This window comes from Lentzea sp. NPDC059081, assembly GCF_042738015.1.
In the GTDB taxonomy this organism is placed as follows: Bacteria; Actinomycetota; Actinomycetes; order Mycobacteriales; family Pseudonocardiaceae; genus Lentzea.
This window is the reverse complement of record NZ_JBHYGW010000015.1, coordinates 120,383-141,587: the sequence shown is the minus strand read 5'-3', so window position 1 is coordinate 141,587 and position 21,205 is coordinate 120,383. Positions and strand designations below refer to the sequence as shown.

General features: G+C 70.1%; 22 protein-coding genes. 9 read left to right on the top strand and 13 right to left on the bottom strand.

The features are described from left to right. Positions 1 to 23 precede the first annotated feature (23 nt). Complete coding sequence (locus tag ACFWV3_RS28965; protein ID WP_382415612.1) at positions 24 to 791, top strand: aminoglycoside adenylyltransferase domain-containing protein; 768 nt, start codon at positions 24 to 26, stop codon at positions 789 to 791. 450 nt (positions 792 to 1,241) lie between these two features. Here the strand turns inward: ACFWV3_RS28965 and ACFWV3_RS28960 are convergent, their stop codons facing one another. The 8 genes from ACFWV3_RS28960 to ssd all read right to left on the bottom strand — a co-directional run bounded on the left by ACFWV3_RS28960 (position 1,242) and on the right by ssd (position 7,239). Next, positions 1,242 to 1,865 (bottom strand): bifunctional DNA primase/polymerase, encoded by a 624-nt coding sequence (locus tag ACFWV3_RS28960; protein ID WP_382415610.1) that lies wholly within the window; start codon positions 1,863 to 1,865, stop codon positions 1,242 to 1,244. Positions 1,866 to 2,061: 196 nt separating this feature from the next. Beyond that, the gene (locus ACFWV3_RS28955) at positions 2,062 to 2,487 is read right to left on the bottom strand and encodes an Rv3654c family TadE-like protein (RefSeq protein ID WP_382415608.1); all 426 of its coding nucleotides are present in this window, start codon (positions 2,485 to 2,487) and stop codon (positions 2,062 to 2,064) included. Continuing rightward, the gene (locus ACFWV3_RS28950) at positions 2,484 to 2,783 is read right to left on the bottom strand and encodes a TadE family type IV pilus minor pilin (protein ID WP_382415606.1); all 300 of its coding nucleotides are present in this window, start codon (positions 2,781 to 2,783) and stop codon (positions 2,484 to 2,486) included. Before ACFWV3_RS28950 ends, ACFWV3_RS28955 begins: the two co-directional genes overlap by 4 nt. Before the next feature lie 10 nt (positions 2,784 to 2,793). After that, positions 2,794 to 2,955 carry a DUF4244 domain-containing protein gene (locus ACFWV3_RS28945; protein ID WP_382415604.1) on the bottom strand — a complete coding sequence of 54 codons (162 nt, stop codon included), beginning with the start codon at positions 2,953 to 2,955 and terminating at the stop codon, positions 2,794 to 2,796. 8 nt (positions 2,956 to 2,963) lie between these two features. Beyond that, positions 2,964 to 3,488 carry a type II secretion system F family protein gene (locus ACFWV3_RS28940; RefSeq protein ID WP_382415602.1) on the bottom strand — a complete coding sequence of 175 codons (525 nt, stop codon included), beginning with the start codon at positions 3,486 to 3,488 and terminating at the stop codon, positions 2,964 to 2,966. After that, entirely contained in the window at positions 3,485 to 4,255 is a 771-nt protein-coding gene (locus ACFWV3_RS28935) for a type II secretion system F family protein (protein WP_382415600.1), read from the bottom strand. The genes ACFWV3_RS28940 and ACFWV3_RS28935 overlap by 4 nt, the downstream gene beginning before the upstream one ends. Beyond that, positions 4,249 to 5,361, bottom strand: coding sequence for a TadA family conjugal transfer-associated ATPase (locus ACFWV3_RS28930; RefSeq protein ID WP_382415598.1), 1,113 nt, complete (start codon positions 5,359 to 5,361; stop codon positions 4,249 to 4,251). The genes ACFWV3_RS28935 and ACFWV3_RS28930 overlap by 7 nt, the downstream gene beginning before the upstream one ends. 843 nt (positions 5,362 to 6,204) lie before the next feature. Further along, positions 6,205 to 7,239, bottom strand: a complete 1,035-nt coding sequence (gene ssd / locus ACFWV3_RS28925; protein ID WP_382415596.1) for a septum site-determining protein Ssd — start codon at positions 7,237 to 7,239, stop codon at positions 6,205 to 6,207. 446 nt (positions 7,240 to 7,685) lie between these two features. Between ssd and ACFWV3_RS28920 the strand changes: the two genes are divergently transcribed. From ACFWV3_RS28920 to ACFWV3_RS28905, 4 genes are all read left to right on the top strand, one after another. Then, positions 7,686 to 8,480, top strand: a complete 795-nt coding sequence (locus ACFWV3_RS28920; protein WP_382415595.1) for an HAD family hydrolase — start codon at positions 7,686 to 7,688, stop codon at positions 8,478 to 8,480. 627 nt (positions 8,481 to 9,107) lie between these two features. Further along, the gene (locus ACFWV3_RS28915) at positions 9,108 to 10,763 is read left to right on the top strand and encodes a glycoside hydrolase family 3 N-terminal domain-containing protein (RefSeq protein WP_382415757.1); all 1,656 of its coding nucleotides are present in this window, start codon (positions 9,108 to 9,110) and stop codon (positions 10,761 to 10,763) included. Next, positions 10,760 to 11,971 carry an exo-beta-N-acetylmuramidase NamZ domain-containing protein gene (locus ACFWV3_RS28910; RefSeq protein ID WP_382415593.1) on the top strand — a complete coding sequence of 404 codons (1,212 nt, stop codon included), beginning with the start codon at positions 10,760 to 10,762 and terminating at the stop codon, positions 11,969 to 11,971. The genes ACFWV3_RS28915 and ACFWV3_RS28910 overlap by 4 nt, the downstream gene beginning before the upstream one ends. 7 nt (positions 11,972 to 11,978) lie before the next feature. After that, positions 11,979 to 13,502, top strand: coding sequence for a serine hydrolase domain-containing protein (locus ACFWV3_RS28905; protein WP_382415591.1), 1,524 nt, complete (start codon positions 11,979 to 11,981; stop codon positions 13,500 to 13,502). On the opposite strand, the gene ACFWV3_RS28900 is transcribed toward ACFWV3_RS28905, so the two are convergent. Beyond that, complete coding sequence (locus tag ACFWV3_RS28900) at positions 13,485 to 14,822, bottom strand: PLP-dependent aminotransferase family protein (RefSeq protein ID WP_382415589.1); 1,338 nt, start codon at positions 14,820 to 14,822, stop codon at positions 13,485 to 13,487. The two genes, ACFWV3_RS28905 and ACFWV3_RS28900, sit on opposite strands and share 18 nt — an antisense overlap. Positions 14,823 to 14,872: 50 nt before the next feature. On the opposite strand from ACFWV3_RS28900, the gene ACFWV3_RS28895 reads away from it, so the two are divergent. The 3 genes from ACFWV3_RS28895 (at position 14,873) to ACFWV3_RS28885 (ending at position 17,221) form a co-directional block, all read left to right on the top strand. Continuing rightward, positions 14,873 to 15,319 (top strand): carboxymuconolactone decarboxylase family protein, encoded by a 447-nt coding sequence (locus tag ACFWV3_RS28895; RefSeq protein WP_382415587.1) that lies wholly within the window; start codon positions 14,873 to 14,875, stop codon positions 15,317 to 15,319. A 73-nt stretch (positions 15,320 to 15,392) separates the two neighbouring features. Next, positions 15,393 to 16,313, top strand: a complete 921-nt coding sequence (locus ACFWV3_RS28890; protein WP_382415585.1) for a MurR/RpiR family transcriptional regulator — start codon at positions 15,393 to 15,395, stop codon at positions 16,311 to 16,313. Next, on the top strand, positions 16,310 to 17,221 hold the full coding sequence (locus ACFWV3_RS28885; protein WP_382415582.1) for an N-acetylmuramic acid 6-phosphate etherase: 912 nt from the start codon (positions 16,310 to 16,312) through the stop codon (positions 17,219 to 17,221). Before ACFWV3_RS28890 ends, ACFWV3_RS28885 begins: the two co-directional genes overlap by 4 nt. On the opposite strand, the gene ACFWV3_RS28880 is transcribed toward ACFWV3_RS28885, so the two are convergent. The 3 genes from ACFWV3_RS28880 to ACFWV3_RS28870 are packed head-to-tail and all read right to left on the bottom strand — an operon-like array spanning position 17,210 to position 19,715. Beyond that, positions 17,210 to 18,334, bottom strand: coding sequence for a globin domain-containing protein (locus tag ACFWV3_RS28880; protein WP_382415580.1), 1,125 nt, complete (start codon positions 18,332 to 18,334; stop codon positions 17,210 to 17,212). The two genes, ACFWV3_RS28885 and ACFWV3_RS28880, sit on opposite strands and share 12 nt — an antisense overlap. An 11-nt stretch (positions 18,335 to 18,345) precedes the next feature. Continuing rightward, complete coding sequence (locus ACFWV3_RS28875; protein ID WP_382415578.1) at positions 18,346 to 18,780, bottom strand: RrF2 family transcriptional regulator; 435 nt, start codon at positions 18,778 to 18,780, stop codon at positions 18,346 to 18,348. 38 nt (positions 18,781 to 18,818) lie between these two features. After that, positions 18,819 to 19,715, bottom strand: a complete 897-nt coding sequence (locus ACFWV3_RS28870) for an SDR family NAD(P)-dependent oxidoreductase (RefSeq protein ID WP_382415576.1) — start codon at positions 19,713 to 19,715, stop codon at positions 18,819 to 18,821. A gap of 102 nt (positions 19,716 to 19,817) precedes the next feature. Here ACFWV3_RS28870 and ACFWV3_RS28865 point away from each other — a divergent pair, with 102 nt between their 5' ends. After that, positions 19,818 to 20,660 (top strand): helix-turn-helix transcriptional regulator, encoded by an 843-nt coding sequence (locus ACFWV3_RS28865; protein WP_382415574.1) that lies wholly within the window; start codon positions 19,818 to 19,820, stop codon positions 20,658 to 20,660. An 11-nt stretch (positions 20,661 to 20,671) separates the two neighbouring features. Here ACFWV3_RS28865 and ACFWV3_RS28860 read toward each other — a convergent pair whose 3' ends face one another. Continuing rightward, complete coding sequence (locus ACFWV3_RS28860; protein WP_330855211.1) at positions 20,672 to 21,112, bottom strand: AsnC family transcriptional regulator; 441 nt, start codon at positions 21,110 to 21,112, stop codon at positions 20,672 to 20,674. Between the last annotated feature and the right edge of the window lie 93 nt (positions 21,113 to 21,205).

Below are 21,205 nucleotides of genomic sequence, written 5' to 3'. Positions count from 1 at the left end.
CCACGGGTTCCTTGGAGTCTGCCTTGTTCACACCCTTCGCCGACCTCGACGCGCTGCTCACCGACTTCGTCGGTTCTGTGCGCGAGATCCTCGGCCCCACTTACGTCGGCGCGTACGTCCAGGGCTCGTTCGCCCTGGGTGCGGCCGACGTCCACAGCGACTGCGACTTCATCGTCGCGTGCACCGAACTGCCGTCCGGCTCGCGCGAAGCGGGCCTGCGCGCCCTGCACGACGAGATCCCGCTCCGCCCCGGCCGCTGGTCGACGGAGATCGAAGGCTCGTACGCCGACGTGGAATCGCTGCGATCCGTGGCGGGCCTCGGGGTTCCGTGGCTGTTCAACGACCACGGCACGCGCACGTTGGTCTGGGACACCCACTGCAACAGCCCGCACGCTCGGTGGATCCTGCGCCGGCACGGCATCGTGCTGGACGGCCCGCCGATCACGTCGCTGGTCGACGAGGTGCCGGCGTCCGTGCTGCGGTCGTCGATGCGCGCCGAGCTGCCGCACGTCCTGGACGGCATCCGGGAGTGGGCGCCGATGGGCAACGCGTGGACGCAGCGCTACATCGTCTCGGCCTACTGCCGCACGCTCTACACCATCCACACGGGAGAGGTGGAGTCGAAGCGCGGCGCCCTGTTGTGGGCGTTGAATGTGCTCGATGAGCGGTGGCACCCGCTCATCGAGCAAGTCCTGCGGGACCGGGACCTCGGCTGGAGCGCCGATGCCGTTCCGCGGTCCGGTTCCCTCGAGGAGACCTTCGCCTTCGCGTCCTACGCGGAAAGCCGGTAGGTCTCCTGCTTTTCGTGGGCGCGGCGGGGGCTCACGGGTTCCCCCGCCGCGCTCTCCACGTGCCGAACACTGTTTTCCCGCCTGCTACCGCTTCGCGACCGGATCCCGTGGAAACATCGGCGGAATCTGGTTCGTTCGTCTGGACAGGACACGCGGGAGGCGACGGTGTCCACTGTCTTCTGACGAACTCCGGGGAGGAGCCGGCTTCGCCGACCGCGGCAGAGCTGGTGCTCTGCCACTAACGTTCCTCGGTCCGGTCACTGGTGCGGGAGGCTGTCCTTCGGGGTGCGTGTTCGGCTTTTCGCCCGTTCCTCCGCGGTCCCCGACGTGCGGGGTGCGGGAACCGATCAGCGGATCGGGCGGGGTGGAACGGCCGCGCAGGGCATCGCCTTCGGGGTTGTCGGGGAGAGTCCACGACGACACCCAGCGCGGCCGGGCTTTGTAGTTGTGTCAGACGGTTTCGAGCTGGTAGCTGCGAGCCGGGGCGTGCAGCGCCTCGACGAGCGCGTCCTGCACGACGTGCGCGTCCGGCAGGTTCCAGCCGCAGACCTGCGGCTTGACCCGCCAGTGCACGACACCGTGCGCCATGGTGGTGGGGGGCAGCGGGATGTACTCGCCCTGGGCGTAGTGGTGCACGTCCGGGTTGCCGGCCAGCTCGGTGTTGAGCTTCGAGCCGGACTTCACGAGGAACATCCAGCGGCCGGACGGGGTCGCGGCGATCGGCACGGGAACACCGATCGACCGCAGGACCACGGCGGCGCGACGGCCGAGGTCGGTGCCGACCTCGATCGCGTCCACCACGTGGCCGGTGGCGACGAGAAGGCTGTAGGAAGCGCCGGCCCACCAGGTGGCGACCTGCTCAGGACGCGTGCCGATGCGGTCGACCCAGTCGCGGTGCACCGGGATCGGGCCGTGGAGCTCGAGACCGCTGCGGCCGGCCCACTGGGTGACGCCGTTCTCCGAACCGGCCGGGTAGGTGCCGGGCAGCACAGGCCAACCGCGGTACGCGAGGCTCACGGCCTCGGCACGCAGTTCGATGCGGAAGGCCCCGCGCCAGCTGTCCGACCAATCCATCTTCCGTCGCCTTCTTCCTAGTTCTGACTCGACATCAACGTGGTGCCGGTGTTCGTAGGACACCGCGTCGGTGCCGCTACTACAACTAACGACACCGGCCCTGGGGTTGGTAACCCCCGTCGCGACAACTGGTCGCTCTGGAACGGCGAACGCGCTATGACAAAACGAGCCACCGAACTCCGGACGTTTGGTTCGATCACCGTTCAGCATGTCCGGACCCCGATGTGAGTCCGCTCACCGATGCGTTTCGACCGCTCATCGTGCTCCAAACGCTTCGATCTTCAGCCGGACCTGCCCTGGCACGTGCGTTCACCGGGCCGAACGGCGTCGCCGCCGAGACCTCGACAACCACCTCCCATCCGCTCACCGCACACCCGTTCAGCGCGGCCCTGTTCGCCTCGGCCACGAGTTTTGCCTGCTCACAAGCACTTGTCTCGCCTTTGACGAGATGAGCGGCAGCCGCCAGCGCCGCCAGATCGGCGGCGCCGGTCACCCGGTGCCGCACGACGACCACCGCGCCGGCCTCCGCACCGGCCACCGCGACGATGATCAGCAGCAACATCGCCACCACACCGCTCACCGCAGCCGAACCCCGCTCGCAACCGGTCGCCGAACCGTTCATCGCGGCTCCAGCACGGCGAACGCCTCCGCGGTGAGCGGTAAGCCAAGTGGCCCCTGCTTGCTGACGACCACCCGCACGGCATCCGCCTGACCGCGGATCACGACGCTCGCCCCTGCCGCGATCTCGCCGACCACCTGCTCTCCTCGCTGCCTCTCACCGCGAGCGACCAGCCGTGCGGCCTCTCTCGCGGCATCGGTGCACCGCATCTGCTCGATGACCGCAGTCAGCCCAGCCGCCGCCAACGCCATGACGGCGAGCAACGCACACACGGCAACAGCCGCCTCAACGGTGACCATGCCCCGGTCGTCAGACCGAAGACAGCGCACGCTGTATCAGCCCTTGCAACAGGTTCTGCACGAAGTCGCTGGTGACCAACGCGTAGAAGACCCCGGCGAGCGCAGCAACAGCCAGCGTCCCGATCGCATATTCCACGGTGCTCATGCCACTGTCGTCCTTCAGCAGTTCCATCTCTCTCCTTAGATGAAGAATTGATCGGCCAGTCCCAGCACCACCGGCACCACGCCGAGGCACAGGAACGCGGGCAGGAAACACAGTGCGAGCGGCGCCGCCACGGCCACCGAGGCCCGCTGCGCCTCGGCCTCGGCGTCGTTCATCGCCTCGGACCTGGTCCGGCAGGCCAGCTCCGCGGCCTGCCCGGCCAGCGCGGCACCGGACCGAGCCGTTCTCCGCGCGGCCCTGGCCAGCGGCGCGGTGGCGGGGTGTTCGAGCGCGGACGCCCACGCCGTGACGGGGTCGGCCCCGAGTCTGAGCAGCTCGGCGACCTGACCCAGTTCGCCGATGCCGACAGCCTGGATCGCCGTGGGCACCGGCAGCCCTGCCTTGAGACAGGCCGCCAGCAGGTCCCAGGCCGCAGCCCGTTCGAACGGACCACCGGTGCTGCGCTTTCGTGGCGGCGGATCATGGGCTCGCGGCCGGAGCCGGTCGACCGCCCGTGGCGTCGGCACCACCAGCACTGCCAACGCGAGCAGCAGATACGTCACGACTTCACCTCGGTGATCCGCTGCGTCCACCACAGCCCGGCCGCCAGGAACAACGCGCCCAGGACCAGCAGGAACTGCCCCGCCGTAGTGCCCGTGAGGACGTGGAGCGGTCGCGCACCACTGAGCTCACCCAGCAGAACTCCGAGAATCGGCAACGCCGCCAACACCGCCGCACTCGCCCGCGGCCCCGCCATGCGCGCGTTGACCTGCCGCGCAAACGCCGCCTGCTCGTCGAGATCACGCCTCGTGGCGTCCAGGACATCCGCCAACGCCACACCGTGCTTCGCCGACACGTGCCACGCCTTGGCCAGCTGGTCGGTCGCCGTTTCGAGCAGCGGTTGCCTGAGATCGCGCAACGTCCGTTCGACGTCACCACCGAGCCTTGCCGCCGACGCCGCCGCTTTCAGCACCTCACCGGCCGGCGCCGGGGTGTCCAGGGCCGCTCCCTCTGCCGCAGCAATGGGATGAGCGCCGGCCCTCAACTCGTCGACCACGCCACCCAGCCCGGTGCTGAGCGCTTCGGTCGCCGCCTTCAGCGCTTTGCCGCGCTTGTTCTGCCGGAGGTTACGGTGGATGACCGCCGCCAGAACCGCACCGGCGATCACTCCGCCGATGCCCGCAGCGAGGTAGACGATCACCGCGGCCACCACGAGCCACACCGGTTTCGGCACGACGACTTCCCGCTTGCCCTTGGGTCTCAGGCGGCGGATCTGTTTGAGCTGCGGCCACGCGAGCAACGCCGCCGCCAGGAGCAGAAGGCTCAGCACAGCAACTCCTTCGCTTGCCAGCCGCGCTCTCTTGTCCAAATCGGACGGACAGTGAGCCCGGACTCCGTTCTGCCGAACGCGCCGATTTCGTTGAGGTACCTGGTGTTGTCGTCCCGACGCATGTGGAGCACCAGCTGAACCGCCGCGATCACCTGGCTGTGCAACGCTTGTTGGGTCAGACCGCCCAGGGCGCCGAGTGCTTCGAGGCGAGCAGGGACTTCGTTGGGCGAGTTGGCGTGCAACGTTCCCGCGCCGCCTTCGTGCCCGGTGTTCAACGACGTCAGCAGCTCCCGCACCTCAGCACCCCGGACCTCGCCGACGACGATCCGGTCGGGCCGCATGCGCAACGCCTCCCGCACCAGCTGCCGGACGGTGATCTCGCCCGCACCCTCGACGTTCGCCGGCCGCGCCACCAGCCGCACGAACTGCGGATGGTCGGGCTGCAGCTCGCCGGCGTCCTCGACGCACACGATGCGTTCTTCAGCCGGGACGCACCCGAGCAGTGCCGACAGCAGCGAGGTCTTGCCCGACCCGGTCCCGCCGATCACCAGGAACGCCTTGCGTCTTCGCACGATCGCGCGGAGTGCGTCGGCGATCTCGGCGTCGAACGTGCCGAGCCGCTGCAGTTCGCCGAGGCCGTGGACCGCCGGCCGGAGGACCCGCAGCGACAGGCAGGTGCTGTCGGCGATGGGCGGCAACACCGCGTGCAGCCGGACTCCGCTGCCCGGTAACCAGCCGTCGACGCAGGGCGAGGCGTCGTCGAGCCGCCGGCCCGCTGCCACCGCGAGTCGTTGGGCGAGGCGGCGGACGGCGTCCTCGCCCGGGAACGTGATGCCGGTCTTGCGCAGGCCCGTGGTGCCGTCGACCCAGACCTGGTCGGGTGCGGTGACGAGGACGTCGGTGGTGCCGGGGTCGCTCAGCAACGGGTCGAGCGGGCCGGTGCCGCTGAACTCCTGCCGCAGGACTTGGAGGGCTTCCAGGACGTCGCCGTCGGCCAGGACGCCGCCGGCTTCGGAGCGGACGGCGTGGGCGACTACGGCGGCGGTCATCTCCATGTCGGTGCCGGCGAGGCGGTGGCGGACGCGGTCGATGAGGGAGGAGGTCATGGGGCACACCTCGGGATGGGTGGACGGGAGTTGGGTGACGGCAGGGGTTTTGGGGTGGCGACAGTGGCGGACGGAGTGGTTGAGGGGGTGGACGGACGGGTGGTTGAGCGGTGGGAGGCGGCCTGGCGCGCGGCTCGCTGAGGAGATGCGGCGGCGGTGCTCCACAGCGGCGGCCGGGGTGACGCTGGGGTGTCCGGCGGCAGTGGCTTCCGGGCAACAGACGCACGTCGCCAGCGCGGGCGGGCGGCGGACGCGGCCTGGCTCACGGCCAGCCCGGAGATGTGGCCACGGCATGCGCGTGGTGACCGATGGTGGTGACGCTTGGGCGTCGGGCGGCCGTGGATTTCGGGCACGGCTTGGGCTTGGCGGCGCCGGCCGCTGCGGTCAGGTGGCTGCTTCGGGATGGATGTCCGGGCGGCGGGCGTGGCGGCCGTAGGTGATGGCGCGGCCGGTCAGGCGGTGCCAGGTTTCGGTGCACCAGATGAGGAAGCGGTTCATTTCGGTGGCTCCCGGAAGATGTAGCGGGGTGGGATGGGGCGGCCGTAGACGAAGAGGTTGCGGACCATGCGGGCCCAGACTCGGAGGTGGGTCACGGGCGGGGATTGCTTGGGGCGCTCGGGGTCTTGGGCTGGCGTCACGGGCACGGGGCCTTCCTCGGGGACGGGATCGCAGCCGGGAGGGGCCAGGACGGGAGTCGACGGCGCGCTGAGGGACGGGGTGCGGGCCGAGGGCGCGGCCGTGCCCACGGGTGTGGTGGCAGCGGATGAGGTGCCATCGGGTGCTGCTGGGCCGACGGGTGCTGCGGGGGTTGTGGTGCCGGGGTCGAGCCGGGGTTCGGGTGGGTCACGGGCGCAGCTCCTTCAGCACCAGGCGGGCTGTGGTGGCCAAAGGGCCCTTGGCGTTGCGGGGGAAGCGGCCTCGTTCCAGCAGTTCGGCCAGGCCCGGTTCCGGGCGCATCTTGGCCAGCAGGGGGACGCCGATCACGTCGGCCATCTCGGTTGCCTGGAGGTTGCCCGGTGAGGGGCCTCGCACGACCAGGCGGACGGTTCGGCCTTGGGTGAGGAGGCGGGTGGCCACTCGGGTGGCTGCGGCGGTTGCCCTGACCTCGGCTGGGACCACCAGGATCGTCAGGTCGGTGCGGTCCAGGGCGGCTGAGGCCGCGGCGGTCGGGTGGCGCGGGAGGTCGCAGACGACGGTGTTGCCCGCTCTGCGGCCGGCGTCGAGGACGGCTGCCACGGCTGCCGGTTCGGGATCCGGGCCTGCTCGGTCGCAGGCCAGGACGCTGAGGCCGCCGGCGGTGGGGAGGGCGGCGCGCAGGGCGGAGATCGGGACGGTGCCGCCGCTGCAGTGCACGCCAGGCCAGCGGGCGCCCTCGTCGGACTCGGTGCCCAGGGCCAGGTCGAGGCCGCCGCCGAGCGGGTCGCAGTCGACGAGCATCGCCTCGCCGCCGTCGGCCGTCGCCTCGCGGCCGCAGGCGGTGGCGAGGATCGAGGCGCCGGCGCCTCCCCTGCCTCCCACGAAGGACACCACCCGGCCGCGGTCCGATGGCGGGCCCTCGCCCAGGTCGGTCAGCGCGCCCACCAGGACACGGGCGTCGACCGGGAGCTCCAGGACGCCGTCCGCGCCCAGTGCCACCGCCGGCGCCCAGGGCGGGTCGCCACCGTGGACCACCAGCACGCCCGAGCGGCGGGGGAAACCCGCGTCGAGGCAGGACGAGACAGCCGCCGGGTCGAGCAGGACCAGGGGCGCGGTGTGCCACTGGGCGCGCAGGGACGTGACGTCCGGCGCGCAGGTGAGCGGGCAGTCGGCGGCCGCGGCCACGCGGAGGACCTCGTCCAGCAGGTCCGTGTCGGTGAGCAGGGTGACGGGGTTGGTCATGGGTCCACCGTCGTGTGTCGTGAGGAACGACACAACGCGCGAAGATCCAGATGTGGACAACTGCGCGGGTGTGGACAAGTCGCGATCTTGGAGGCCCTGACGGCACGGGGCTGTCGGGGGTGTGTGCGACTCTGGAGGGTTGGGCACCGGACGGCCGGGAAAGAGCGGCAGAGGTCCAGTCGCGCCCACGCGGAAACGGGGTCCGGATATGGGACGACCCCCGCCAGGGGGGAGGGACGGGGGTCGTCAATGGTTCAGTCCCGGGGGGTCGGACTGAACCCGTCCGTCGAACCGGACTCTCCTACTGTATCCCCAAGCGCCAGTGCCGCGCGCAACTTCGGCAACAGCTGCGGGCCAAGTTTCGGTAACCGTGCAGCACAACGATTTCGTACACGGTCGAAATGCCGCCCGAACGGCCTACTGACCAGTACACCTAAGCTGACGTCATGAGTCGGATCGCCGCCTTCTTCGACCTCGACAAGACCGTGATCGCGAAGTCGAGCACGCTGGCGTTCAGCCGTCCCTTCTTCCAGGAGGGGCTGATCAACCGCCGCGCGGTGCTGAAGAGCGCTTACGCCCAGTTCGTGTTCATGCTCGCCGGAGCGGACGCGGACCAGATGGACCGCATGCGCGCGCACATCACCGCCCTGGCCGCGGGCTGGGACGTCGAGCAGATCCGCAGCATCGTCAACGAGACGCTGCACGACATCGTGGACCCGCTTGTGTACAAGGAGGCGACGCAGCTGATCGCCGACCACAAGGCGGAGGGCCACGACGTCGTCATCGTGAGCGCGTCCGGCGAGGAGCTCGTCGCGCCCATCGCCCAGATGATCGGTGCGGACTACAGCGTCGGCACCAAGATGGTCGTGCAGGAGGGGCGCTACAGCGGCGAGGTCGACTTCTACTGCGCCGCCGACAACAAGGCCGTCGCCATCAAGCAGCTCGCCGCGGAGCACGGCTACGACCTCAGCAAGAGCTACGCCTACTCGGACAGCATCACGGACCTGCCGATGCTCGAGGTCGTCGGCCACCCCACCGCCGTCAACCCGGACCGCGGCCTGCGCCGCACGGCCACCGAGAAGGACTGGCCGGTGCTGCAGTTCGTCGACCCGGTGAGCCTGCGCGGCCGCTTCCCCACGCCGTCGGGCAAGGCGGTCGCGGTCACGGCCATCAGCCTCGGCGCGGTCGCGGCGGCCGGCGCCGCCTGGTACGGCCTGCGGCGCAAGCGCGGACGCGATTAGTCAAGGCCTACGACCGCAAGAACCCGATGGAGATCCGGTACCGGCGAGTAGCGGCAACCGCCCGCGCACGTGGTGCCCCGGTGAGTGCACAGCTGCGCCCTCTCGGCGGTACCGGAACGTGAAGGAAGCGTCACAACCGTTGGAACAGCAGAACTTTCCTCACTGAACGTGGCTTGACCGGTGCACCCTTCCGAGCCCTTGCTGTGACCGGGCCCACGCACTTAAATAGGTGGTGCGGACCTCCGGTCGGCCAGGGACCTGGCGAAGAGAAGCCAGACTCCACCCCGGCAGAGCTCCGTGCGCGGACTTCGAGTACCCACGCGCAGCACGCCGCGGGAGGCTTGTCGTCTAGGGCCTGCGTACCGGGACGCCGGACGCCGAGGCCAGGGTTGTACGACACGAGTTGCACGCTTGGTAACTCGCAAGCCCGCGCTGTCGACGGGGCGCCCTCTCGAGGGCGCCCCGTTTGCTTGTTCGGCCTCCGAACCAGCCGAACGGCAGAATGTGCGCCCGTTGACCCACCACGCAGCCGTGAGTAACTTGCGAAATGCGCCAGTTACCTGTGGGAACATCACCGGGAGGCACGGACAAGTGCGGAAGTTCGCCGCGTTGACGCTGGTCACAGCCATGGTCGCCCTCACGCCGGTGGCGAGAGCGGAAGCCTCCGTGACCACGCTCCGCGGGATGTCGCTGGAACAGAAGGTCGGCCAGCTGTTCGTCACGTACGTCAACGGCCAGGCCGCCGACGTCCCGCACCCCAAGAACCAGACCGACTTCGGAGTGGGCACGCCCGCGGAGATGGTGCGCAAGTACCAGCCGGGCGGGGTCATCTACTTCAACAACTCGAGCCGCGACAACATCGACACCCCGAAGCAGATCGCGCAGCTCTCCAACGGCCTGCAGAAGGCGAGCAAGATCCCGCTGCTCATCTCCACCGACCAGGAGATGGGTCTCGTCACGCGCATCGGCCCGCCGGCCACGCAGCTGCCGGGCAACATGGCCCTCGGCGCCGGTCGCAGCACGAAGGACGCCGAGGAGGCCGCCCGGATCACCGGCCAGGAGCTCCGGGCGATGGGCATCAACCAGAACTTCGCGCCGGACGCGGACGTGAACTCCAACCCGGCCAACCCGATCATCGGCGTCCGCAGCTTCTCCAGCGACCCGAAGCTCGCGGCCGACATGGTCGCCGCCCAGGTCCAGGGCTACGAGGGCCGCCGCTGGTTCGACCCGCAGTCCGTCACGTCGACCGCCAAGCACTTCCCCGGCCACGGCGACACGTCCGAGGACAGCCACACCGCCCTGCCGGTCTCCAACCGCAGCCTCGACCAGTGGCGCCAGATCGACGCGCCGCCGTTCAGGGCCGCCGTCGCCGCCAAGATCGACTCGATCATGACCGCGCACATCCAGGTGCCGCAGATCGACCCGTCGGGCGACCCAGCCACGCTCAGCCCGAAGATCATCACCGGTCTGCTGCGCGAGGAGCTGAAGTACGACGGCGTCATCGTCACGGACTCGCTGGAGATGGCGGGCGTCCGCAAGCTGCACACCGACGCCGAGATCCCGGTGCTGGCCATCAAGGCGGGCGTCGACCAGCTGCTGATGCCGCCGAACCTCGGCCTCGCGATCGACAGCGTCGTCAAGGCCGTGCGCAGCGGTGAGCTCACCGAGCAGCGCATCGACCAGAGCGTCCTGCGCATCCTCAAGATGAAGCTCCTGCGCGGCGTCATGCTCACCGCCCAGGTCGACGAGAACAAGGTCGACCAGGTCGTCGGCTCCAACGCGCAGAAGGCCCAGGACATCGCCGACCGCACCATCACGGCCGTCCGCAACGACGAGCAGGCGCTCCCGCTCAACGCCACCGCTCCCCTGGTCGTCGGCACGAGCGACGCCCAGACCGCGGCCCTCGCGACCAGGCTCAAGGGCACCAAGCTCGTCACGGCGACGAGCCCGACGGCCGCCCAGATCCAGCAGGCCGTGGCCGCGGCGGCGAACGCGGACAAGATCGTCGTGCTGACCAGCAACGCGAGCACGAGGCCCGCCCAGGTCGACCTGATCAACCAGCTGGTCGCCACCGGCAAGCCGGTCGTCGCGGCCGCCACGGGCAACCCGTACGACGTCGCCCACAGCAACGCGAAGACGTGGCTCGCGACCTACTCGACCACGACCGTCTCGATGGAGGCGCTGGCCAGGGTCCTGCTCGGCGAGGTCAAGCCGCAGGGCAAGCTCCCGGTCGACGTCCCCGGCCCGACGCCCTACCCGTTCGGCCACGGGGTGACGTGGTGAGGCGGCGCAGCTTCCTCACCGCGACCGCCACCGCCCTGTCCGTTTCCGTCGTCAGCGCCTCCCAGGCCGCCGCGGCCCCGAAGCTCGCCACTGCCGCCCAGCAGCTCGCGGACGACGGCTGGCGCAAGCTCAAGGGCCGCAAAGCCGGCGTGCTGACGAACCCGACGGGCATCCTCACGGACCAGACGCACATCGTCGACTCGATGGTCGCCCACGGCGCCAAGCCGACAGCGGTGTTCGGACCGGAACACGGCTTCCGCGGCACCGCACAAGCCGGCGGCTCCGAGGGCGACTATCAAGACCCACGCACTGGCATCCCGGTGTACGACGCGTACGGCGCCAACGCCACGAAACTCCAAGCGATGTTCGCGAAAGCGGGCATCGACACGGTCGTCTTCGACATCGCGGACGTGGGCGCGCGCTTCTACACCTACATCTGGTCGCTCTACACGGCGATGCAGGCCGCATCGGGCCTCGACTTCATCGTGCTGGACCGTCCGAACCCCATCGGCGGCACCGCGAACGGCCCGCAGCTCGACCCCGCGTACGCCACGGGCGTCGGCCTGAAGCCGATCGTGCAGCAGCACGGCATGACCGTCGGCGAGCTCGCCCGCTTCTACGTGGGCGAGTTCGGCGTCAAGACGCGCCTCCAGGTCGTGGACGTCCGCAACTGGCACCGCTCCCAGCTCGACACCGGCCTCCCGTGGGTCCCACCGAGCCCCAACATGCCGACCCAGGACACGGCGTTCGTCTACCCCGGCACGTGCCTGTTCGAGGGCACGGTGTTCTCCGAGGGCCGTGGCACCACCCGCCCGTTCGAGACCGTCGGCGCCCCCGGCCTCGACTGGCGGTGGGCCGAGCACCTCAACGCGCTCGGCCTGGCGGGCGTCCGGTTCCGCGAGACCTACTTCTCGCCGACGTTCAACAAGTTCCAGGGCCAGACCTGCGGCGGTGTCACCCTGCACGTCACCGACGCGGCGAAGTTCGACGCCATCAAGGCGGCGGTCGCGATGCTGATCACCGCGAAAGCGTTGTACCCGGACGCGTTCGCATGGCGTCCCGACAACTGGATCGACAATCTCAGCGGCTCCGCCAGGCTGCGCACGATGATCGACGCCGGGGCACCTCTCGACGAGGTCGTCGGCGCGTGGCAGCAGGAGCTCCAGCAGTTCCGCCGCACCCGCCAGCCCTACCTGCGCTACCGGTGAGGACGCCATGCTCATCCCTGCACTGGCCGCCACACTCGTGACGGTCGCGATCCCCGGCCACTTCGACCAGCCCCAGAACGGTTTCGCGCCGCCGTGGACCACGCTGCGCGACTCCAACCCGTACTGGGCGAACCTCGACCCCGAGCCGATCAACGCCGCCCTGCGTCAGGTCCGCGACTTCACCCAGCCGCAGGCCAACGGCAAACCGCTCTACGCCGGCGCCGTCACGATGTACGTGCACGACGGCAAGATCGTCACGCACGACCGCACGGGCTACGCGGTCCTCTACCAGGACCAGCAGACCCAGCTGCCCGAAGAAGAACGCGTCCCCATGCGCAAGGACACGATCTTCGACCTCGCCTCCATCTCCAAGCTCTTCACGTCGATCGCGGTCATCCAGCAGGTCGAGCGGCACCGCGTCGACATCGACGCCAAGGTCGCCACCTACCTGCCCGAGTTCGGCGTGAACGGCAAGGAGAACATCACCGTCAAACAGCTTCTGACGCACACGAGCGGTCTCGAACCGTTCATCCCCTTGTGGCAGAAGTACCCGGACATCCCGTCACGCATCAAAGCCGTGATGGACGTGGCGCCGAAGTCCACGCCCGGCACGACGTACGTCTACTCCGACCTGAACCTGATCACGCTCGGCGAACTGGTGTTCCGGGTCAGCGGCAAGAAGCTCGACCAAGCGGTGAAAGACGGCATCACCACACCGCTCGGCATGAAGGACACGGGCTACAACCCGAAGGCCAAGGACCGCACGGCCGCCACCGAGTTCCAGACGGCACCACCGCGCGGCATGGTCCGCGGTGAGGTGCATGACGAGAACTCCTGGTCCCTCGGCGGAGTCGCGGGGCACGCCGGCGTGTTCGGCACGGCCGAGGACCTCGCCGTCCTCGGCCAGACGATCCTCAACGGCGGCACGTACGACGGCCACCGGATCCTCAGCGAGCACTCCGTCGAGCTGATGCTCACGAACTTCAACCAGCAGTTCCCCGGCAACGCGCACGGCCTCGGCTTCGAGCTCGACCAGCGCTGGTACATGGGTGCGCTGAGCGGACCGGGAACCGCAGGTCACACCGGGTACACGGGCACGTCGCTCGTCATCGACAAGGCCTCCCGGTCGATCGCGGTCCTGCTGACCAACCGCGTGCACCCGAGCCGTGACTGGGGCAGCGTCAACCCGGCTCGGCGAGCGGTCGCCGACGGACTGGCGAACGCGCTCGCCGTGAAGTCGGGCGGAAAGCAGTGGCGTGCCACGACTTCCGGCGCCACCCTCACCGCGGACCGCCCCGTCGAGGTCTTCGTCGACGGAGACAGCGGCGACAAGCTGACGATCCAGCACTGGGACGGCACCCAATGGCAGGACGTACGCACGATCACCACCACTGAACGACGATGGGTTGCCACGGAACAAAAGAAGTCCCGATTCATCTACACCAAGGCGGGCCAGTACAACGGCCGTGGCGTGTATGTGCACGCACGCAGCGACGTCACGGCCGAAGGCTGGTCAGTGGCACGCCGCTAGCACTTCGGCGAAATGCGGGAGCGCCCGTGGAAACGCGGGCGCCCCGAAGCTCACCACGACGCCGGAACGGTCGTCGGAGCTCAACGAGTGCCGGAACCACGAGAGCGGACTGACCGCGATTCCCCGTTCCCGTGCGGTTTCCACAATCGCGGTTTCGTGCGGCGTCTCCAGCACGGCGTGCATTCCGGCCGCGATTCCGGACACGGACGCATACGGCGAAACAGCGTCAACGAGCCGGTCGCGACGCCGTTGGTACTTCAACCGCATTCGCCGCACGTGGCTGTCGTACGCACCCGATGACAGGAAATCGGCCAGCGTCAACTGGTCGAGCATGCTGACGTGCTGTTCGCGATCGGTCTTCAACGCCAGCACCGGATCCACGAACCGGTCCGGCAGCACCATCCACGCGATCCGCAAGGCCGGTGACAACGCCTTGCTCGACGTGCCCAGGTACACGACGTGCTCCGGATCCAACCCCTGCACCGCCCCGACGGGCTGCCGGTCGTAGCGGAACTCGCCGTCGTAATCGTCTTCCAGCACAACGCCACCCACGCGCCGTGCCCACTCCACGGCCGAAGCGCGCCGCCTCGGGTGCAACGGACCGCCCAACGGGAACTGGTGCGCCGGCGTCAGCACGCAGGCACGCAGGTCGTCCGGCAACTGCTCGGTGTTCGCGCCGTGGTCGTCCACCGCCAACGGCACGGTGGACTTCCACAACGACCGGTGGAACTCCAGCCCGTACTCCTCGACGACCACCGGCCCGCGCAGCAGCCGGTTGAACATCTGGACGGCACCGCCGAACCCCGAGCACACCACGATCCGTTCGGGATCGGCCCGCACGCCACGGGCCCGTGCCAGGTACTCGGCCAACGCCGTCCGCAGCTCGACGCGCCCTTGCGGATCTCCCGGCCCGAACGCCTCCGACGGCGCCGCCATCACCGCCCGCCGCGTCGACCGCACCCACTCCGCGCGCGGGAACTCCGTGACGTCCGGCGTCGACACCGTCAGGTCGAACCGCACCTCGGCCGACGACACCACGCGCTTGACCGGCGCAGGCGGCGCGACCCGTTGCGCGACAACGGTTCCCGATCCCTGGCGCGCGGTCAGCCACCCTTCGGCCACGAGCTCCGCGTACGCCTCGGCCACGGTGTTCCGCGCGATCCCCAGGTCAGCGGCGAGCGACCGCGACGCCGGCAACCTGGTCCCCGGCGGCAACCGCGCCGACCGCACGGCCTCCCGCAACGACGCCGTCAACCGCTGCCGCAGCCCACCCGGACCGGACAGGTCGAGGTGGAAGTCAAGATTGGCCCACGATTCCACGACCAGATTGCACCACGAACAGAGCCAATCAGCGGCATAGGTTCGAAGACGTGACGAACCGCATCGACATCGCCAAGAAGGCCCCGAAGGTCTACCGCGCCATGATCGCGCTCGACGCCGCCGCCCGCGAGGGCCTCGACGAGCAGCTGGCCGAGCTCGTGCGCATCCGCGCCTCCCAGCTCAACCACTGCGCCTACTGCCTCAACATGCACACGGTCGACGCGCGGAAGGGAGGCGAGACCGAGGCCCGCATCTACCTGCTCAGCGCGTGGGAGGAAGCAGGCGATCTCTACACCGAGAAGGAACAGGCGGCGCTGCGCCTCACCGAGGCCGTCACCGTGCTGAGCAGCCACGAGTACGTGAGCGACGAGGTCTACGAGCGGGCGGCGCAGCACTTCGGCGAGGAGGAGCTCGCGCAGCTCATCGCGTTGATCTTCACGATCAACGCCTGGAACCGGATCGCCGTGTCGACGAGGAAGGTGCCGGACATCAGGTGATCCCCCGCGCCGACAGAGTGACTTTCGGACACACTCCGTTGACCCTCGCAGTGGCGGTTAGTAAGTTTCCCACGTGTCCACTGAGAGCAGTGCCGAGTCCAGTCCGCTGGTGAAGATCCGGTCGTTGCTGCCGGGGCTCGCGCGCGCCGAGCAGCGCGTCGCGAAGGTGGTGCTGGAGAACCCGGCCACGGTCGCGCACCGCAGCATCACCGAGGTCGCCGAGCAGGCGGGCACCAGTGAGACGACAGTGACGCGGTTCTGCAAGGCCATCGGCGTCGGCGGGTACCCGGAGCTGCGCATCGCGCTCGCGGCGGACACCGCGCGCAGCCAGGCCAGGGCCAACCACGACATGGGCGGCGACATCGGTCCCGGCGACGACCTGGCGCAGGTCGTCGGCAAGGTCGCGTTCGCCGACGCCCGCGCGGTCGAGGAGACCGCGGAACAGCTCGACGTCGAGGCACTCGCCCAGGTCGTGCAGGCCGTGGCGGGCGCCCGGCGCGTCGACGTCTACGGCTTCGGCGCGAGCGCGTTCGTCGCGTTCGACCTGCAGCAGAAGCTGCACCGCATCGGGCTGACCTGCTTCGCGTGGAACGACACGCACATCGCGCTGACGTCGGCGGCCGTGCTGACCGGGGCGGACGTCGCCGTCGGCATCTCGCACACCGGCTCGACCGCGGAGACCGTCGAGGCGCTGCGCGTCGCCCGCGAGACCGGCGCCACCACAGTCGCCCTCACGAACTTCCCGCGCTCGCCGATCACCGAGGCCGCCGACCACGTGCTGACCACGGCCGCGCGCGAGACCACCTTCCGCTCCGGCGCGATGGCGAGCCGCATCGCCCAGCTCACGGTGATCGACTGCCTGTTCATCGGCGTCGCCCAGCACCACGTCGACACGGCGAAGACGGCGCTGGAGGCGACGTACGAAGCGGTGTCCGGCCACCGGCTGGGCGCCAGGCCGGACGGCAGGCGACGACCGCGGGAGACGTCTAAATGACCTCCCCCCGGAACGGTGTGGCGGTGCGCGTGGAGTCTCCGACCGAGGGGCGGAACCCCCGCACCGCGGACATCGACCGGGTCTCCACGATCGACGTGCTGCGCATGATCAACGACGAGGACCGCAAGGTCCCGTCGGCGGTCGCGGAGGCGCTGCCGGAGCTGGCCCGCGCGGTCGACCTCGGCGTCGCCGCGATCTCGGGCGGCGGCCGCGTCCACTACGTCGGCGCCGGCACGTCCGGTCGTCTCGCGACGCTGGACGCCGCCGAGCTCGTCCCCACGTTCAACGCCCCCGCGGACTGGTTCGTCGCCCACCACGCCGGTGGCCAGGAAGCCCTGGTCCGTGCCGTCGAGGAGGTCGAGGACCACTCGGGCGCCGCCCAGATCCGGCGGCACGCGGACGGGAACGACCTGGTCGTGGGCGTGACGGCGTCCGGCCGCACGCCGTTCGTGATCGGTGCGCTGGAAGAGGCGCAAGCGCTGGGCGCCCACACCGTGCTGGTGTCGAACAACGCGTCGGTGCCGTTCACGCCGGACGTCCTGATCGCGCTGAACACCGGTCCCGAGGCCATCGCCGGGTCCACCAGGATGAAGGCGGGATCGGCCCAGAAGCTCGTCCTGACGTCGTTCTCCACCGCGGTGATGGTGAAGCTCGGCCGGACCTACTCGAACCTGATGGTCAGCATGCGCGCGACGAACGCGAAGCTGCGCGGCCGCACGATCCGGATCCTGCACGAGGCCACCGGCCTGCCCGCGACGGACTGCGAGCAGGCGCTGGTGGAGGCGTCCGGTGACCTGAAGGTTGCGCTGGTCCACCTGCTCGCCGGGGTGCCGGCCGCTCGGGCGGCGGAGGCGTTGCGGGACGCGAAGGGCCACGTCCGCGACGCTCTGGACCGGCTAGCCGGCTGAGACCACGTCCGGCCCGAAGACCTCGTAGTGGATGTCGGTGATCCCCGCGGCGAGCAGCTGGGTCCGCACGGCGCGCAGGAACGGCACCGGGCCGCACAGGTAGGCGGTCGTGCCGGCCGGGACCTCCACCGAGGTGAGGTCGACGAACCCGGTCCGGTCGGCGGGCCACTCGCCGAACGGCCGCTCGTAGAACACGTGCGCCTGCGCGTCCGGCAGCTTCGCCACGAGCTGCGCGAGCTCGGCGCGGAACGGGTGCGTGAGCTGGTCGTGGTCGCCGTGCACCGCGACGACCTGCCGGGCCGAGTCCGTGGCGGCGAGCTCGGCGAGCATGGAGATCATCGGCGTGCAGCCGATGCCCGCGGACGCGAGCAGCACCGGGCCGTCGCCGGGCTCGAGCGTCAGGTCGCCGGCGGGCTGGCTGAGCCGGATGGTGCTGCCGACCGGGGCGAAGTCGTGCAGCTGGTTCGACACCTCGCCGTCGCGCTTCACCGAGAACTGCAGCGCGTCGTCGGTCCGCCCGGAGAGGCTGTACTGGCGGATCTGCCGGGCGCCGTCGGGCAGCGGGACGTGCACGGACACGTACTGCCCCGGCTTGCTCGGGGCCACCGGACCGCTGGTCGGTCTGACCACGAACGTCACCACGTCCTCGGTCTCCTGGAACCGGGCGATGACCCGGTGCTCCTGCAGCCCCCTGGGCAGGAACCGCTCGATGCCGATCAGGGCGTCGGCCATCAGCCAGTAGACCTCGCTCCAGGCCGCGGCGATCTCGTCGTTCACGTCCAGGACCTCGGCGACGGCTCCGAGCAGGTACTTGTGCACGACGGCGTACTGGCCGGTGGTGACGCCGACGGACACGTGCTTGTGGGCGATCCGCCGCAGCATCGCGTCGGGCGTCTTCCCGGCGAGCAGGCCGGACGCGAAGGCGGCGACGGACCCGGCCAGTGCCTGCGCCTGGGTGCCGTTGGCCTGGTTGCCGCGGTTGAACAGGTTGCGCAGCAGGACGGGGTGGTCGGCGAACATGCGCTGGTAGAACAACGCGCTGATCTCACCGATGGAGGCGCCCACGGCGGGCAGGGTGGCCTCGACCAGGTCGGCGGACTTCGGGGACAGCATCGACGAGCTCCTCACCTCAGCTGGAGGCTGAGCAGTACGGGACCGGTGGGTTGGGCGACGAGGTCATCGACGCGGAGCGGATCGAGCGAGGCGTAGAAAGCTTCCTGGGCCTGGCGCAGCGCGTGGCGCAACCGGCAGGCGGAACTGAGCGGACACGGCACTTCGCCTTCGCAGTCGACGACGTCGCCGTTACCTTCCAGCGCTCGCACCAGGTGCCCGACGGACCCGGACCGGCCCGCTTCGGTGAGCGTGAGCCCACCTCCGCGGCCGCGCCGGGCCTCGACGACACCGAGGTGCTGGAGCCGGGCGACGACCTTCGCCGCGTGCGTGTACTGGACGCCCATCACGTCGGCGACCTCACGCGTCGTGGGGTTCGCGCTGTCGTCGACGACGGCCAGCCGCATCACGATCCGCAGGGCGATGTCGGTGCTCTTGGTCAGCCTCACAAGATCGAGACTAGCTTAATTGGTATCTTAGATTCGTGTTATCCGGGCAACAGTTCGGCGGTCGCCTCCCACAGGCGCCGCTCGCGTGCGCGGTCGTGCGCGACGGGCTGCACCTCGGTCAGCTCGTCCTTGACGACGAACGCCCCGTCGCGCAGGTGCGCCCACTTGTCGTCCAACGCCATGGCGGCGAGCAACGGCCCCGAGCGCTGGGGCGTCGACACCCCGGGAATCCTCCCGAGAGCCCTGCTGACGGCTTGGACGGCGGCGGGCGCGCTCCTGCCGAGTGCGGTGCCGGGCATCCAGCCGGGCTCGAACACGGACACGTTGACGCCGTCGCCGGCGTGCCGCTGCAGTTCGTGGGCGTAGTAGAGGATCGCCAGCTTCGCGGTGGAGTAGGTGGTCATCGAGTCCTCGCCGGACGCACGCGCCAGTTCGACGGGATCGGCCCACTGCGCCGGCGCCACGCCGAGCAGCTTGCGCCAGCGGTTCTGGTGGTAGGTGTTCGACCCGATCAGCACGATCCGCGCGGGGGCGGCGAACGAGCCGAGCAGGTCGCCGATCAGCTGGGCGTGGGCGAGGTAGTTGACCGCGAACGTCATCTCGTAGCCGTCGGCGGACTTCTGTCCCGCCACGGCCAGTCCCGCGTTGGCCACCAACGCCCGCAGCGGCCGCACGGCGCCACTGGTCACCAGGTCGCGCACGGTCGCGGCAGCGGCGCGGACGTCCTCCAGGCTCGCGAGGTCGCAGCCGATCTCGCGCACGGACGCGCCGAGCGCGCGGGCCTCGTCGGCGACCGCGGTCAGGTCCGCACCCCGGCGACCGACCAGCAGCAGGTCGGGCCTCCGCTCGCGCGGGCGGCGGGCCATGGCCAGCACGGCGTGCCTGCCCAGGTTGCGGGTCGGACCGGTGATCAGCACAGTTCCTGTTTCGCTCATGCCCCCACACTGCGAGCGGTGCCGGACGTCAGCCAGCCGACCCGTTTTCCTGGGACTGACGTGCCCAGGACAACGGTCGCGAGCCCGCGCACACTGGACTTCGTGGAGACGTGGGAGTTCGGGCGGACGGTGCGGCGCTGGCGCGACCGGGTGTCACCGGAGGCCGCCGGGGTGCCGGCCGGTCGGCGACGGCGCGCGGCCGGGTTGCGCCGCGAGGAGCTGGCCGCGCTGGCCGGCATCTCCGCCGACTACCTGACCCGCCTCGAACAGGGCCGCGCGACGGCGCCCTCGGCCCAGGTGGTCGAGGCGCTCGCCAGGGCCCTGCGGCTGGCCGACGCCGAACGCGACCTCCTCTACACGCTGGCCGGGCACGCCACGCCCGGCCGTGACGTCGTGCCGTCGCGGATCACGCCGAGCGTCCGGCGGCTGCTCGACCGCCTCTCGTACACACCCGTGGTCGTGTACGACGCCAGCTGGACGTTGGTGCTGGCCAACGCGCCGTACGACGCGCTCATGGGCGACACGACGTCCTGGACCGGACTGGAGCGCAACGCCGTCTGGCGCAACGTCACCCGCATGCCCACCAGGGTCGTGCACTCGCCGCGGGAACAGGAGGAGCACGAGGCACGGCTCGTGGCCGCCCTCCGGCTGACGGCCTCGCAGTACCCCGCCGACCTCGGGCTCCGGCGGCTGGTCGCCGACCTGCTGACCAGCGAGCGCTTCGCGGAGCTCTGGCACGACGAGGCGTCGCCACCGGTGCCGGACCCGTCCCGGCACAAGACGGTCGACCACCCGGCGGCCGGGCTGATCACGCTCGACTGCGACACGTTGATCGTCGCCCAGGACGACCTGCGCATCACGGTCTACACCGCGGAACCGGGCACCGAGGACGCCGACCGCCTGGCCTTGGCGCTCGTCGTGGGCACCCAATCGATGAGCAGCTAGTCGATGAGCGGTCAGCCGGGCAGCACCGGACGCCACGGGATCGGCGTCGACAGCACCATCGCGCTGGAGGTCTCTCCGTGCGCCGCCAGCCGGACCAGCAGCCGTTCCAGCTCCACGATCGACGTGGTGACGACCTTGACGACCGAGCAGATGTCCCCGGTGAGCCGCACGACCTCGACCACTTCGGGCAGGTCGTCGAGCAGCTGGGGGTGCACGGTGATGCACCGGGGGCCGTAGCACTTCATGCGCACGAGCGCGACGACTGGACGTCCGACGACGGTCGGGTCGACCACGGCCCGATAGCCGGTGATCGCACCCATGTTCTCCAACCGCCGCACGCGCTGGGCGACGGTCGGCGGCGAGACGTGGACCCGACGCGCGAGCTCGTTGTACGACAGCCGCGCATCCTCTTGGAGGGCCTCCAAGAGGGCCTTGTCCACCTCGTCCAACATGAACGCAAAGCTACTCGGCGACTCGCTTTGCGTTCGGAAGAAGTTCGACCCGAACGCCTTTCGTCACCCATTCAGGTGGCGTGCGGTTCTCGC

What these genes read in the sequence shown, in the direction of transcription:
- ACFWV3_RS28960 (WP_382415610.1), bottom strand. Translation starts at nt 1,865, where the DNA reads ATGGATTGGTCGGACAGCTGGCGCGGGGCCTTCCGCATCGAACTGCGT.
- ACFWV3_RS28955 (WP_382415608.1), bottom strand. Translation starts at nt 2,487, where the DNA reads ATGAACGGTTCGGCGACCGGTTGCGAGCGGGGTTCGGCTGCGGTGAGC.
- ACFWV3_RS28950 (WP_382415606.1), bottom strand. Translation starts at nt 2,783, where the DNA reads ATGGTCACCGTTGAGGCGGCTGTTGCCGTGTGTGCGTTGCTCGCCGTC.
- ACFWV3_RS28945 (WP_382415604.1), bottom strand. Translation starts at nt 2,955, where the DNA reads ATGGAACTGCTGAAGGACGACAGTGGCATGAGCACCGTGGAATATGCG.
- ACFWV3_RS28930 (WP_382415598.1), bottom strand. Translation starts at nt 5,361, where the DNA reads ATGACCTCCTCCCTCATCGACCGCGTCCGCCACCGCCTCGCCGGCACC.
- ssd (WP_382415596.1), bottom strand. Translation starts at nt 7,239, where the DNA reads ATGACCAACCCCGTCACCCTGCTCACCGACACGGACCTGCTGGACGAG.
- ACFWV3_RS28920 (WP_382415595.1), top strand. Translation starts at nt 7,686, where the DNA reads ATGAGTCGGATCGCCGCCTTCTTCGACCTCGACAAGACCGTGATCGCG.
- ACFWV3_RS28915 (WP_382415757.1), top strand. Translation starts at nt 9,108, where the DNA reads ATGGTCGCCCTCACGCCGGTGGCGAGAGCGGAAGCCTCCGTGACCACG.
- ACFWV3_RS28905 (WP_382415591.1), top strand. Translation starts at nt 11,979, where the DNA reads ATGCTCATCCCTGCACTGGCCGCCACACTCGTGACGGTCGCGATCCCC.
- ACFWV3_RS28885 (WP_382415582.1), top strand. Translation starts at nt 16,310, where the DNA reads ATGACCTCCCCCCGGAACGGTGTGGCGGTGCGCGTGGAGTCTCCGACC.
- ACFWV3_RS28880 (WP_382415580.1), bottom strand. Translation starts at nt 18,334, where the DNA reads ATGCTGTCCCCGAAGTCCGCCGACCTGGTCGAGGCCACCCTGCCCGCC.
- ACFWV3_RS28870 (WP_382415576.1), bottom strand. Translation starts at nt 19,715, where the DNA reads ATGAGCGAAACAGGAACTGTGCTGATCACCGGTCCGACCCGCAACCTG.
- ACFWV3_RS28860 (WP_330855211.1), bottom strand. Translation starts at nt 21,112, where the DNA reads ATGTTGGACGAGGTGGACAAGGCCCTCTTGGAGGCCCTCCAAGAGGAT.